At 59.7% G+C, this 14,114-nt stretch carries 8 protein-coding genes and 4 tRNA genes; all 12 read right to left on the bottom strand.

From position 1 onward, the window contains the following. Nucleotides 1-105: 105 nt before the first annotated feature. The 12 genes from GTP90_RS06460 to GTP90_RS06515 all read right to left on the bottom strand — a co-directional run bounded on the left by GTP90_RS06460 (nt 106) and on the right by GTP90_RS06515 (nt 14,016). On the bottom strand, nt 106-2,019 hold the full coding sequence (locus tag GTP90_RS06460) for a SurA N-terminal domain-containing protein (protein ID WP_161082719.1): 1,914 nt from the start codon (nt 2,017-2,019) through the stop codon (nt 106-108). Nucleotides 2,020-2,467: 448 nt separating this feature from the next. Continuing rightward, nucleotides 2,468-2,544, bottom strand: a tRNA-Asp gene (locus GTP90_RS06465). Between the two features lie 27 nt (nt 2,545-2,571). Beyond that, a tRNA-Asp gene (locus GTP90_RS06470) sits at nt 2,572-2,648 on the bottom strand. 36 nt (nt 2,649-2,684) lie between these two features. Beyond that, nucleotides 2,685-2,760, bottom strand: a tRNA-Val gene (locus tag GTP90_RS06475). Between the two features lie 49 nt (nt 2,761-2,809). Further along, the gene (locus GTP90_RS06480) at nt 2,810-3,082 is read right to left on the bottom strand and encodes an HU family DNA-binding protein (protein ID WP_008448340.1); all 273 of its coding nucleotides are present in this window, start codon (nt 3,080-3,082) and stop codon (nt 2,810-2,812) included. Nucleotides 3,083-3,296: 214 nt separating this feature from the next. Further along, nucleotides 3,297-5,708 carry an endopeptidase La gene (lon, locus tag GTP90_RS06485; protein ID WP_161082720.1) on the bottom strand — a complete coding sequence of 804 codons (2,412 nt, stop codon included), beginning with the start codon at nt 5,706-5,708 and terminating at the stop codon, nt 3,297-3,299. Between the two features lie 284 nt (nt 5,709-5,992). Continuing rightward, complete coding sequence (gene clpX / locus GTP90_RS06490) at nt 5,993-7,261, bottom strand: ATP-dependent Clp protease ATP-binding subunit ClpX (RefSeq protein WP_008448338.1); 1,269 nt, start codon at nt 7,259-7,261, stop codon at nt 5,993-5,995. Between the two features lie 162 nt (nt 7,262-7,423). After that, entirely contained in the window at nt 7,424-8,041 is a 618-nt protein-coding gene (gene clpP, locus GTP90_RS06495) for an ATP-dependent Clp endopeptidase proteolytic subunit ClpP (RefSeq protein ID WP_020703301.1), read from the bottom strand. Between the two features lie 88 nt (nt 8,042-8,129). Then, nucleotides 8,130-9,470, bottom strand: coding sequence for a trigger factor (gene tig, locus GTP90_RS06500; protein ID WP_161082761.1), 1,341 nt, complete (start codon nt 9,468-9,470; stop codon nt 8,130-8,132). A gap of 32 nt (nt 9,471-9,502) precedes the next feature. Then, a tRNA-Leu gene (locus GTP90_RS06505) sits at nt 9,503-9,589 on the bottom strand. A 162-nt stretch (nt 9,590-9,751) separates the two neighbouring features. Further along, the gene (locus GTP90_RS06510; protein WP_161082721.1) at nt 9,752-12,841 is read right to left on the bottom strand and encodes an efflux RND transporter permease subunit; all 3,090 of its coding nucleotides are present in this window, start codon (nt 12,839-12,841) and stop codon (nt 9,752-9,754) included. Continuing rightward, nucleotides 12,838-14,016: an efflux RND transporter periplasmic adaptor subunit gene (locus GTP90_RS06515; protein ID WP_161082722.1), complete on the bottom strand. Its 1,179-nt coding sequence runs from the start codon at nt 14,014-14,016 to the stop codon at nt 12,838-12,840. Before GTP90_RS06515 ends, GTP90_RS06510 begins: the two co-directional genes overlap by 4 nt. Nucleotides 14,017-14,114 lie beyond the last annotated feature (98 nt).

Raw genomic sequence — 14,114 nt, forward strand, 5'->3', positions numbered from 1 at the left:
TTGCAATATTGAAGCTGAAGGGAAAGGCTGGGAGGTGGCGAGGGCGCGCTGCAACGGCGGGAACTGCTGAGCCGGGAAGCGCGGTGCGCTTCCCGGAAAATCGACTTACTTCACTTCTACAACTGTGGTTTTTGCGATGGGCTTCAGGATCTTGACCTTGGCCTTTTGTTTCAACAGTTCGATGTAGTCGTACATCTCTTGCTGGGCCACGATGTTGTTGATCTGCTCGGCTTCGGATTTGCGGCGGGCTTCGTCCTGCGCCGCAGGCTGCTGCACCTTGCCAATACGGTAAAGGCCATAACCCATGCCAGGCACGTCCACGCCAACGTAGGCCGGCAGCTTGGTGGTATCGGCCTTCATGATTTCCTGCATCGCCAGGCCGTTCACGCCTTCCGGCTTGGAACGCGACACCAGCTTGGCGGCGCCAAAGCCTGTAGCGTCACCGGATTTCTTGAACGAAGCCAGTTTCTCAGCGCCGGCCTTGGCGGCCAACTTGGCGGCCTCTTCCATCGTCACGCGCTGGCGGATGGCGGCGTCGACTTCCGCCAGCGGACGCTTGGTCGCAGGCTTGAACTCGACGATGCGGCCGGCGATCAGGGTGCTCGGGGCGGTTTCGACGGCTTCGGTATTGCGCTTGCTGCTGATCGACTCATTGGAGAACAGCGCGGCCAGGAACTTGGCGTTGTTGTACGGTGCCGGGCCAGCCATCGGCGACGGCGTACGCGAGACGTTGGCGGCGGTTTCGATCTTCAGGCCCAGCTTGTCGGCGACCGGCTTCAGGCTGTCCGACTGCTCGTAGACGGTGTTGGTGAAGGCTTCAGCCATTTCCGAATACTTCTTGGCGGCCTTCTGCTTTTTCAGCGCCTCGGCCACTTCGGTCTTGACGGCGTCCAGCGGCTTGACGACGGCCGGCTTGAGCTCGGTCACGGTCAGGATGTGGAAGCCGAAGTCCGACTGCACCGGATCGCTGATCTCGCCCTGCTTGAGTTTCATGACAGCGGCTTCGACCGATGCGGCCGGCAACGAACCCTTGCTGACGATGCCCAGATCGCCGCCCTGCTCGCCCGACACAGGATCGTCCGACTTGGCCTTGGCGACATTGGCGAAATCGCCCGGATTCTTGCGCAGCTCGGCAACGATGGCATCGGCCTTGGCCTTGGCGGCGGCCACCTCGGCGGCGCTGGCGCCCTTCTTCAGTGCGACCTGGATGTGTGCGGCGCGACGGGTTTCCGGGGTGCTGAAAGCGGGCTGGTTGGCGGCATAGTACGCGGCCACGTCAGCGTCGGTCACGGAGATCTGGCTCATGACGGCGTCGCTGTTGAAGACCACGTATTCGATCTTGGCCTGTTCCGGCACTTCGAAGAACTTGCTGTTCTTATCGTAGTAAGCCTTGACCATGTCGTCGGTGATTTTCACCTGCGGCACGAAATCAGCGACCGGCAGCAGCAGTTCCTGCACCTCGCGCTCCTGCGCGCCGATGTCGGACAGGGTCTTGGCCACGGCGCGCGGCGCGAAGCCGGTCGACTGGATCGCGTTGCCCAACTGCTGCAGGGTCATGTCGCGGCGCATGCGCTGATCAAACATGGTCGGCGTCATGCCCTGCGCGGCCAGGATGGTCTTGTAGCGTTCCATATCGAACGCGCCCTCGCCGCCAAACTGTTCCTTGATGACTTTTTGCAACTGGGCGTCGCTGACGCTCAGATGCGCATGATTCACCTCGGCAGCCACGGCACGCTCGGCCACCAGCTGATCAAGGATGTTCTGCTTGAATTCGGGAGTGTCGAACATTTTCTGGTCGAACTGCGCGCCCAGGCGCTGGCGATAGCTGTCCAACTGAGTGCGGACCGCGTTATCGAACTCTTGCTGGGTCAGCGGTTTGCCGTCGATTTTGGCGATCGTATTGGCGTCATCGCCGAAGCTCTTGTAACTGCCGATACCAACGAAGGCGAACGACGGGACGATAATAATCGCCAGGAGTATCTGCATCAAACGTTGATGGGTACGAATAAATTCAAACATGGTCTGCCAATTCGGATTGAGTGGAACTTGCACATACAAGATTCCGGTTGCGGGATTTTACAGAGAGCCCCCCTCTATAGCAAGAGTAAATCCTTGGCAAAACAGTCACGCCGCCGGGCCGGACAACAAAATGGCCACCAGCGCACGCGTGGTGCGGCGCAGCAGACCCAGGCGCGCCCGGCCGGACGATGCCGTCAGAAAATATTAGTTTCCCAGCGCGATAATGTCCGCGCACATGCCTATTAAAAATAAATGGGGTCAAGTCTGGCATTCGGACACGAGCCCAACCAAAAACAAAATGGGGTCAAGTCTGACATTCGGACACAGGCTCAACCGTAAAGCATATATACGGTCGTGCTCGTGTCCGAATGTCAGACTTGACCCCAATTTAATACGGCGGAAAAAGAAAAACCCCGCAGCTAATAATAGCTGCGGGGTATCTTGTTCTTGGCGGAGCGGACGGGACTCGAACCCGCGACCCCCGGCGTGACAGGCCGGTATTCTAACCAACTGAACTACCGCTCCTTGGTCTTACTCAATTTAGCATTTTGTTGGCGGAGCGGACGGGACTCGAACCCGCGACCCCCGGCGTGACAGGCCGGTATTCTAACCAACTGAACTACCGCTCCAACAAAACACTGGGTACTACCTTGCTGCTGCAAAACTGGTGGGCGGTGAGAGGCTCGAACTCCCGACCTAAGCCTTGTAAGGGCTCCGCTCTACCAACTGAGCTAACCGCCCGTTTTGCGTTTTGTGAGCAACTTTACTGCTTGCTGCTCACTGAAGTCCGTTAGTTTACAGCATCTTTCAAAGCTTTACCAGCTTTAAATTTAGGAACTTTAGCTGCGTCGATGATGATCTCTTCTTTGGTGCGCGGATTGCGGCCGGTACGGGCAGCGCGTTCGCTCACGGAGAAGGTGCCAAAGCCGACCAGGGTGACGCTGTCGTTCTTTTGCAGGGTGGTGGTTACACCGTCGATCACCGCGTCGAGTGCGCGTGCAGCAGCCGCTTTCGAGATATCAGCGGTAGTAGCAATATGGTCGATCAATTCAGTCTTATTCAAAGCAATTCCCCGTCACAAAGGTTATATCGTTTTAGCCGGTAGATAGCGGTATTTGAATACCGTTCTCCAGGCCGAGAAAAATCTCAGGCCGTATTAAACAAGCCAGCCCGCCCCTGTGTCAAGCGCTGCACCATAGAAAATCGGGGTGAAATAACAAACAGGCGCTATAAAAGCGCCTGTTTGTGCATACACCGTTACTAAACTCTAGTAAAAGTTAATGTTTTACCACTTCCGTTTGGCCGTCCACCTTGGCGGCCGCGGCTGCCACGGCTTCCACCGGGGCGGTCTCGGTCAATGCTTCCGGCATGCGTTCCAGGGCGATTTCCAGCACTTTGTCGATCCAACGCACTGGCACGATTTCCAGTTTGTTTTTGACATTGTCCGGGATGTCGGCCAGGTCCTTGACGTTCTGTTCAGGGATCAGCACGGTCTTGATGCCGCCGCGCTGCGCTGCCAGCAGCTTCTCTTTCAGGCCGCCGATCGGCAATACTTCGCCGCGCAGCGTGATCTCGCCCGTCATCGCCACGTCGGCACGGACCGGAATGCCCGTGAATACCGACACCATCGCCACCGTCATCGCCGCGCCGGCCGAAGGACCGTCTTTCGGCGTCGCACCTTCCGGCACGTGGATGTGGATGTCGCTCTTCTCAAACACTTCGTTCTTGATGCCCAGGCGATTGGCGCGGCTGCGCACCACGGTGCGGGCTGCCTCGATCGATTCCTTCATCACGTCGCCCAGCGTGCCGGTGCGGATCACCCCGCCCTTGCCCGGCATCTGCACCGCCTCGATGGTCAGCAGATCGCCGCCCACCTCGGTCCATGCCAGACCCACGACCTGGCCGATCTGGTTTTCCTTCTCGGCCACGCCGAAGTCGTAGCGGCGCACACCCAGGAACTTGTCCAGGTTCTTGCTGGTGACGGCGACTTTCTTCTCCGTCTTTTTCAGCAGCAGCATCTTCACGACCTTGCGGCAGATCTTGGACACTTCGCGTTCCAGCGAGCGCACGCCGGCTTCACGGGTGTAGTAGCGGATGATGTCGCGCAGCGCCGACTCGGCCACCGAGATTTCCTCTTCCTTCAGACCGTTGTTCTTGACCTGTTTAGGCAGCAGGTAGCGCTGGGCGATGCTGGTCTTCTCGTCTTCCGTGTAGCCGGACAGGCGGATCACTTCCATGCGGTCCAGCAGCGCCGGCGGAATGTTGTACGAGTTCGACGTCGCCACGAACATCACGTCCGACAGGTCGAAGTCCACCTCGATGTAGTGGTCGGAGAACGTGTGGTTCTGTTCAGGGTCCAGCACCTCCAGCAGGGCCGACGACGGATCGCCGCGGAAGTCCGCGCCCATCTTGTCGATCTCGTCCAGCAGGAACAGCGGATTGCGCACGCCGACCTTGGCCAGCGATTGCAGCACCTTGCCCGGCATCGAGCCGATGTAGGTACGGCGGTGGCCGCGGATCTCGGCCTCGTCGCGCACGCCGCCCAGCGCCATGCGCACGAACTTGCGGTTCGTGGCGCGGGCGATGGACTGGCCCAGCGAGGTTTTACCGACGCCCGGAGGACCGACGAAGCACAGGATCGGTGCCTTCAGCTTGTCGACGCGTTGTTGCACCGCGAGGTATTCCAGGATGCGTTCTTTAACCTTGTCCAGGCCGTAGTGATCGCCTTCCAGCACTTTCTCGGCGTTCGACAGGTCGTTGTTGACCTTGGATTTCTTCTTCCAAGGCAGGCTGACCAGCGTGTCGATGTAGTTGCGCACCACGGTGGCTTCGGCCGACATCGGCGACATCAGCTTGAGTTTTTTCAGCTCGGCGGTGGCCTTGTCCAGCGCCTCTTTCGGCATCTTGGCCAGCGCGACTTTTTTCTCCAGCTCGTCCAGGTCGGCGCCGTCCTCGCCCTCGCCCAGTTCCTTCTGGATGGCTTTGACCTGTTCGTTCAGGTAGTACTCGCGCTGCGACTTTTCCATCTGGCGCTTGACGCGGCCGCGGATGCGCTTCTCGACCTGCAGAATGTCGAGTTCGCCTTCCAGCTGGCCCAGCAGGTGCTCCAGGCGCTTGGCCACGCTGAAGATTTCCAGGATCACCTGTTTCTGCTCGAGCTTCAGCGGCAGGTGCGCGGCGACCGTGTCGGCCAGACGGCCGGCGTCGTCGATGCCCGACAGCGAGGCGAGGATCTCAGGGGGGATCTTTTTGTTCAGTTTGACGTACTGGTCGAACTGCTGAACGATGGCGCGGCGCATCGCTTCGATCTCCGAATCGTCGCCCAGCTCGGAATCGAGCGGCGTCAGATCGGCGATGAAGTGCGTCGGCGCATCGGTGATGCGGTTGATGCGTGCGCGCTGAGCCCCCTCGACCAGCACCTTGACGGTGCCGTCGGGCAGTTTCAGCATCTGCAGAATATTGGCCACGCAGCCGATCTCGTAGATATCGGAAGCAGAAGGTTCGTCCTTGGCAGCGGCTTTTTGCGCGGCAAGCATGATGCTCTTGCCCTGCTCCATAGCGGCTTCCAGCGCCTTGATCGATTTTGGGCGCCCTACGAACAGCGGTATCACCATATGCGGGAAAACTACAACATCCCGCAGCGGCAATAACGGCAGTTGAGTTTGCTCAGTTAATTTGGAAGTTGTCATGGCGTACCTTATGTGAAAGCGTGATTATGATGTGGGCGCTGTTTTGCCGAATCACAAGACCGACCTGCAAGAAATAATTCCCTTTAAAAAAGGTTAATTTCAAAGTAGCTAGTCATGTTCTAAAAAAACGCGTCAAATAAAAAAGCCACGCGTGACAAACGCTGCTGTCACGTGTGGCTTTCCGAATGAAGCCTGCATTCTTTTATTGATTTAAATTGTACCGCCTTGCCCCACGGATGCGAAATGAATTTTGCTGCTGAGTGGGGTTAGTGTGCACAAGTTATTTAATTCTCACCAGATGCTTTGGCCTGGTCTTGGTAGATCAATAAAGGTTTGGCACCGCTGGTGATCGTGTTTTCATCAATGACCACTTTGGTGACATTGGTTTCGTTCGGCAGCTCGTACATCGTATCGAGCAGCGCGTGTTCCAGGATCGAGCGCAGGCCGCGCGCGCCGGTTTTGCGGGCCAGCGCCTTCTTGGCGATGGCGTGCAGTGCGGCCGGACGGATTTCCAGCTCGGCGCCTTCCATGTCCAGCAGCTTGGCGTACTGTTTGACCAGTGCGTTCTTCGGCTCGACCAAGATTTGGATCAGCGCTTCCTCGGTTAGTTCCGACAGCGTGGCGACCACCGGCAGACGGCCCACCAGCTCGGGAATCAGGCCGAACTTGATCAGGTCTTCCGGTTCCGCTTCCAGCAGCACGTCGCTGGCGCTGCGTTCCTTCTTGCTCTTCACGCTGGCCGAGAAACCGATGCCGGACTTTTCCGAACGGTTGGAAATCACCTTGGCCAGGCCGTCGAACGCGCCGCCGCAAATGAACATGATGTTGGTGGTGTCGATCTGCACGAAGTCCTGGTTAGGATGCTTGCGGCCGCCTTGCGGTGGCACCGACGCCATCGTCCCTTCGATCAGTTTGAGCAGCGCCTGCTGGACGCCCTCGCCCGACACGTCGCGGGTGATCGATGGATTGTCCGACTTGCGCGAGATCTTGTCGATCTCGTCGATATAAACGATGCCGCGTTGCGCCTTCTCAACATCGTAGTTGCAGCTTTGCAACAGTTTTTGAATGATATTCTCGACGTCCTCGCCCACATAGCCCGCTTCGGTCAGCGTGGTGGCGTCGGCGATGACGAACGGCACGTTCAGCATGCGGGCCAGGGTCTGGGCCAGCAGGGTCTTGCCCGAGCCGGTAGGACCGACCAGCAAGATGTTGCTCTTGGCCAGTTCGATGTCGTCTTTCTTGCCCAGGTGCTTGAGGCGCTTGTAGTGGTTGTACACCGCCACCGACAGGATGCGCTTGGCCGTTTGCTGGCCAATGACGTACTGGTCCAGCAAGTCCTTGATTTCATGCGGGGTCGGCAGGTCCGACTTGGCGCCCGTGACCGACTCGATGGCCGAGGTTTCATCGCGAATGATGTCATTGCACAAGTCGATGCACTCGTCGCAGATGAAGACCGATGGGCCGGCGATAAGTTTCTTTACCTCGTGCTGGCTCTTGCCGCAAAACGAGCAGTACAGTAATTTTTCGCCGCTGGAGGATTTTTTGTCTGACATGGGGCAGTTTTCTTTGGGTTACAGAATGGCGTTGCTCTTGCCAGGTAGCATAAGTGAAGTCTGGAAAGGTCCGCCTACGACTACATGCTACCTGAAATAAAAACGAAACGCCCGAACGATTAATCGCCCGGGCGTTCTTTTAGCAATGCTGCGAAGGAAGCATCAAGCCCGGTTGGACAACATTTTGTCGATCAAACCGTACTCTACCGCCTCTTCCGCCGACATGAAACGGTCACGATCCGTGTCTTTGGCGATCTGCTCCACGGTTTGACCCGTGCGTTCAGCCATGATCGAATTCAGACGGTGGCGCAGGTACAGGATTTCCTTGGCCTGGATTTCGATGTCCGAAGCCATGCCCTGCGAGCCGCCGGACGGCTGGTGAATCATGATGCGCGAGTTCGGCAGCGAGAAGCGCTTGCCCTTGGCGCCGGCAGCCAGCAGGAAGGCGCCCATGGAGGCGGCCATGCCGGTGCACAACGTCGAGACGTCGGGCTTGATGAACTGCATCGTATCGAAGATCGCCAGACCGGCCGAGACCGAACCGCCTGGGGAGTTGATGTACAGCGAGATATCCTTGTCCGGATTTTCGCTTTCGAGGAACAGCAACTGGGCGACGATCAGGTTCGCCATCTGGTCGTTGACGGGGCCGACCATGAAGATCACGCGCTCCTTCAGCAGGCGCGAGTAGATATCATAGGAGCGCTCGCCGCGGCCGCTCTGTTCGACCACCATCGGCACCAGGCCGAGCATTTCAGTGTCCAGCGCCGGGTTACGGTTCATACCAGTCATTCCATTTCCTTGTGAAGCAGCTATAGGCCGGAAGCTCGAATTTTACATCAATTCGTTACATCATCCGGCCCGTGCTGGATTACGCTTGTGCGTTGCTTCCCATCAGTTCGTCGAAGGCCACAACCTTGGACGACGTTTTCGACAGGCCCAGGACGTAGTTAACGACGTTTTCTTCCAATACAAGGGCTTCGACTTCAGCCAGGCGGCGACGGTCGCTGTAGTAGTACTTCAGCACTTCGCGCGGGTCTTCGTAGCTCTGCGCGAAGTCTTCGACTTGCGCTTTGACCTGCTCAGGCTGGGCTTGCAGCTTGTTCTCGCCGACCAGTTGCGACAGGATCAGGCCCAGGCGTACGCGACGCTCGGCTTTTTCCGCAAACAGTTCTGGTGGGAACGGGATGTCCTTGACGTTCATGCCGCGCTGGGCCATGTCCTGACGGGTCATTTCGGCCAGGCGCTCGGTGTCTTGGGCGATCAGGGCTTGTGGCACGTCCAGGGTCGCGGTTTTCACCAGCGCTTCCATCACGGCTTCCTTGTTGCGGGCTTTGACACGGCCGGCAACTTCGCGTTCCAGGTTGACTTTGATGTCTTCGCGCATTTTAGCGACGTCGCCATCGGCCACGCCCAGCGATTTCGCGAATTCAGCGTCGACTTCCGGCAGGTGCGCCCATTCCAGCTTCTTCAGGGTGATGGTGAACGATGCGGTTTTGCCGGCAACGTCCTTGCCATGGTAGTCCTCTGGGAAGGCCAGTGGGAAGGTCTTGGCTTCGCCGACTTTCAGGCCGACGGTGGCGGCTTCGAATTCTGGCAGCATGCGGCCTTCGCCCAGCACGAAAGCGTAGTCTTCAGCTTTGCCGCCTGGGAATTCAACGCCGTCGATCGAGCCGACGAAGTCCACGGTCACGCGGTCGCCGTTGGCTGCGACAGCTTCGCCGCCGTCGCCGTGTTCGCCAGCTTCGCCCTTGGTGTGGAAGTGCACGCGCTGTTTGCGCAGGATTTCAATGGTTTTGTCGATTTCGGTTTCCGACACGTCAGCCTTGACGGTTTCGATTTCCACGGTCGACAGGTCGCCAACGACCACTTCCGGGTAGATTTCGAAGGTCGCGTCGAAGGTCAGGACGCCCGCTGGCGAATCTTCCTTAGGCTCGATGCGTGGGTAGCCCGCTACGCGCAGCTCGGCGGCGTTGGCGGCGTCGTTGAAAGCGCGGCCAACTTTATCGTTCAGCACTTCGGTCTCGATCTGATAACCGTATTGTGCCGCGACCATTTTCATAGGAACTTTACCCGGACGGAAGCCTGGTGCCTTAGCCGATTTGGCTTGCACTTTCAGACGCTTCTCAACTTCAGCGCGGACCTCGGTCAGCGGGAAGGAGATCGTGATACGACGTTCGAGTTTGCCTAAGGTTTCGACTGCAGTTGCCATGTAAAAATCGTCCAAAAAAATAGTAATACAGTTGGTGCGAGGAGGGGGACTCGAACCCCCACACCATTGCTGGCGTCAGGACCTAAACCTGGTGCGTCTACCAATTTCGCCATCCTCGCGGCATGTTTGCACAAAAGCAAAGGGCGACCCGTAAGTGAAAACGGTCGCCCTATTCCCGCTGGAGTCCGCAGGAGCTTTCAACTTCAACGCGGTATTCTAACGGGTTTTTCAGCGAAATGTGACGATTTTTAATATGTCGCCAACATTCCGCTGTTTTTTCCTTATTTCACTGGCTTTTTCACTCTAAACCATGCCGCATACAGTGCCGGCAAGAATAATAAAGTCAGCGCCGTCGCCAATATCAGGCCACCCATAATCGCCACCGCCATCGGGCCCCAGAACACCGAGCGCGACAAGGGAATCATCGCCAGCGCCGCCGCGGCGGCCGTCAGGATGATCGGACGGCAGCGCCGCACCGCCGACTCGACGATCGCGGTCCACGGATCGTGGCCGGCCTTGATGTCCTGCTCGATCTGGTCGACCAGGATCACCGAGTTACGGATGATCATGCCGAACAGCGCGATGATGCCCAGGTTGGCCACGAAACCCAGCGGGCGGCCCAGCACCAGCAAGGCCATCGCCGCGCCCGCCACGCCCAATGGGCCAGTCAGGAACACCAGCAGCGCCCGCGAGAAGCTGTGCAACTGCAGCATCAGCAGCGTGAAGATGATGAAGATCGCCAGCGGCAGATTGGCCGCGATCGACGCCTCGGCCGAACCGCTGTCCGCCGCCGCGCCCTTGACCCTGATGGCGTAGCCGGCCGGCAGGTTGTCGCGCAGCTGCTTGAGCTTGGGCTCGATCTGGCCGGACACGGTCGGGCCCTGGATGTTATCGGCCACGTCGGACTGCACGGTGATCGCCCATTCGCGCCCTTCCCGCCACACCACGCCCGGCTCCCACACGAAGTGCGCGCGGGCCAGTTGGCTGATCGGCACCGACTTGCCGCTGGCGGTCGGAATGTTGGTGTCGTTCAGGATCGAGATCGTGTTGCGCTCCTCGATAGGCTGGCGGATCTGGATGTCGATCAGCTTGATGTCCTCGCGGAACTGGCCGATGGTGGTGCCGGACAGGATGGTGTTCGCGGCCCGCATCACGGTTTGCGAGGTCACCCCCAGCGCGCGCATCTTGTCCTGGTCCAGGTCGAGGCGCAGCACCTTGATCGATTCATTCCAGTTGTCGTTGACGCCCAGCGTGTTCGGGTTGGCGCGCATGATGTCCTTCACCTGGTCGGCGATGGCGCGCACCTTCTCCACTTCGCCGCCGGTCACGCGGAACTGCACCGGATACGGCACCGGCGGCCCGTTCGGCAGCAGCTTGACGCGGCCGCGCACTTCCGGGAAGTCATGCTTGAAGACGTCGACGATCTTGTCGCGCAAGGCGCCACGGGCATGCAGGTCCTTCGGCAGCACGACGATCTGCGACACGTTCGTCTGCGGGAAGATCTGGTCCAGCGGCAGGTAGAAGCGCGGGCTGCCGGTGCCGACGTAACTGGTCACGCTGACCACGCCTTCCTGCTTGCGGATGAAGGCTTCGAACTTCTTCACCTGCGCCTCGTTGGCGGCGAAGGTCGTGCCTTCCGGCGTCCACAGCTCGACCATCAGCTCGGGACGGCTGGAGTCCGGGAAGAACTGCTTCTCGATGAACTTGAAGCCGTACACGCCCAGTGCGAAGATCAGCAGCGTGGCCGCGATGGTGGTCTTGCGGTACTCGACGCACCAGTTGACCACCGCGCGGAACTTGCGGAAGCCCGGCGTGTCGAACAGGTCATGATCGCTGCCGCCCTCGGCGTGCGGCTTCACTTTTAGCAGCACGTAGCCGATGTAAGGCGTAAACACCACGGCCACCACCCACGAAATCACCAACGCCAGCGCGTTGACCGAGAACAGCGAGAAGGTGTATTCGCCGGCCGCCGACTTGGCCAGGCCGATCGGCAGGAAGCCCGCCACCGTGATCAGCGTGCCGGTCAGCATCGGAATCGCGGTCGAGGTGTAGGCGAAGGTGGCGGCGTCTAAGCGCGACATGCCCTCCTCCATTTTGCGCACCATCATTTCCACGGCGATGATGGCGTCGTCCACCAGCAAGCCCAGCGCGATGATCAGCGCGCCCAGCGAGATCTTGTGCAGGTCGATGTCGAGCATGCGCATGAACAGGAAGGTCACCGACAGCACCAGCGGAATGGTCAGCGCCACCACCAGGCCTGGACGCACGTCCAGCCGCAGCTTGGGCTTGCTGTGCATGCCCAGCGCGACGAAGCTGACGGCCAGCACGATCAGCACCGCTTCGATCAGCGTGTGCACGAACTCGCCCACCGAAGCCTTGACGGCCTCAGGCTGGTCCGACACGCGCTCCAGCTCGATACCGACCGGTAGCTTGGCTTTCATCGCGGCGACGGTCTTTTCCATGCTCTTGCCGAGCTGGATGATGTTGCCGCCCTTTTCCATCGACACGCCCAGGCCGATCACTTCCTTGCCGTTGAAGCGCATCTTGTTGCCCGGCGGGTCCTGGTACTCGCGCTTGACAGTGGCGAAGTCGCCCAGGCGGAAGGTGGTACCGTTGGCGCGCAGCTCCAGCTCCTCAAGGTCCTTGACGGTCTTGAGCGCACCGGTCACACGCACTTGCAGGTTGTCGGTCGGCGTGACCAGCACGCCGGTCGCCTCCACCGTGTTCTGGGTGGCGATCTGGTTGGCGATGGCCTCGATCGGAATGCCCAGCTGCGCGAACTTCTTGTGCGAGAACTCGATGTTGATCTTCTCGTCCTGGACGCCGAACAGCTCGACCTTGGACACCAGCGGCACGCCCAGCAGCTGCTGGCGGACGAAATCGGCATAGTCCTTCATCTCGGCATAGGTGAAGCCGTCGCCGGACAGCGCGAAGATCGAGCCGTAGGTGTCGCCGAATTCATCGTTGAAGAACGGCCCCTGCACGCCCGGCGGCAAGGTGCCGCGGATGTCGCCGATCTTCTTGCGCACCTGGTACCAGGACTGCGCCACTTCCTTGGGCGGCGCCGATTCGCGCAGCTTGAGGATGATGGTGGTCTCGCCCGGCTTGGAGTAGCTGCTGATCTCGTCGATGTCCGGCGTCTCCTGCAGCTTCTTCTCCAGCTTGTCGGTGACTTGCTCGGCCATCTGCAGCGAGGTCGCGCCCGGCCAGTTGGCCCGCACCACCATCGCGCGGAAGGTGAACGGCGGATCCTCGTCCTGGCCCAGGTTGGAATAGCTCAGCATGCCGCCTATCAGCAGCACGGCGATCAGGTAGCGCGTCAGCGGGATGTGTTCAAGCGCCCAGCGTGAAAGGTTGAAGCCCCCCTTCATTTGACGGTCTCCGCGACCGCAGGCGCAACGGCAGGCGCGGCGGCAGGCAGATCGTTACCGAGGATCTTGACCTTCTGGCCCGGCTTGAGCAGGTTGACACCCGCCGTCACCACCGTCTGGCCCGGCTTGACGCCGCCCGCCAGCACGATCTCGTTGCCGGCCGCGCCGTCGATGGTGACCGGCACCAGCTTGACCACGCCGCCCTCCACCACCCAGACCGACGAGGCGGATTTTTCATAGTACAGCGCCGTCAGCGGCACCTTGATCTGCGGCTTGGCCGTCTTGGAGGCGAACTGCACCACGGCAGTCATGCCCAGCTTGGCTTCGGACAGCGAGTCCGGAATCACCACCTTGACGGTGTAGGTGCGGGTCGATGGATCGGCCACCGGCGAGATCTCGCGGATCTTGCCCGCCACCACGTTGCCTGGATCGGCCCACAGACGCACCTGCACGTCCGGAACGCGGCGCAGGGTCTCGACCTTGTCTTCCGGCAGGCCGATGACGATTTCCTTCTCGCCCTGCTTGGCCACGCGCACCACGGGCGTGCCCGGCTGCACCACCTGGCCGACTTCGGCATCCACCGCCGTCACAACACCGTCAACATCGGACACTAAACTGGCATAGGCCGCCTGGTTGGACTGCCCACGATAAGCCGCCTGCGTGGCGTCCACATTGGCTTGGGCGGCCTTGTAGGTGGAATCCTTGGCGTCCAGCACGGCCTGGCTGACGAAGTTCTTGTTGCGCAGTTCCTGATAACGTTTGAGCTCGGCCTTGGCGAGGTCGCGGTTGGTTTCGGCCGCGCGCAGCCCGGCCAGCGCCTGGGCCTGCGACAGCTGCAAGTCCTGCGGATCGAGCTGCATCAACACCTGGCCGTGCTTGACCAGCGTGCCGACATCGACCTTGCGGCTGACGATCTTGCCGCCGACGCGAAAGCCCAACCGCGATTCCACGCGGGCGCGCACCTCGCCGGAAAACTCGGCATTGACGTCGACGTCGCTGCTGGCCAGGACCATGGCGCGCACAGGGCGAATGTCTTCGGTTTTCTCGGCGGGTTTGGAGCAGCCCGCCAGCGCGGCGGCGGCCAGCACGGCAATAAGAAGGGGGGAAATCTGACGCTGTTTTTCAAAGGCGACCACGGTGTATTCCTTTAGCTTGCTCTGGAGTGTAGATGGCACTACTATTACGGCTCGGAAATTAATGACTTTCCGTTAATTTATTATATGCCGACCTCGTGTGTTTGCAAATGACTTTCGCGTCATTAACTTTATTTTTT

Source organism: Duganella vulcania (genome assembly GCF_009857655.1).
Taxonomy (GTDB): domain Bacteria; phylum Pseudomonadota; class Gammaproteobacteria; order Burkholderiales; family Burkholderiaceae_D; genus Rugamonas; species Rugamonas vulcania.

Coding starts and splice junctions, on each gene's coding strand:
- GTP90_RS06460 (WP_161082719.1), bottom strand. CDS start 2,019: ATGTTTGAATTTATTCGTACCCATCAACGTTTGATGCAGATACTCCTG.
- lon (WP_161082720.1), bottom strand. CDS start 5,708: ATGACAACTTCCAAATTAACTGAGCAAACTCAACTGCCGTTATTGCCG.
- clpX (WP_008448338.1), bottom strand. CDS start 7,261: ATGTCAGACAAAAAATCCTCCAGCGGCGAAAAATTACTGTACTGCTCG.
- clpP (WP_020703301.1), bottom strand. CDS start 8,041: ATGAACCGTAACCCGGCGCTGGACACTGAAATGCTCGGCCTGGTGCCG.
- tig (WP_161082761.1), bottom strand. CDS start 9,470: ATGGCAACTGCAGTCGAAACCTTAGGCAAACTCGAACGTCGTATCACG.
- GTP90_RS06510 (WP_161082721.1), bottom strand. CDS start 12,841: ATGAAGGGGGGCTTCAACCTTTCACGCTGGGCGCTTGAACACATCCCG.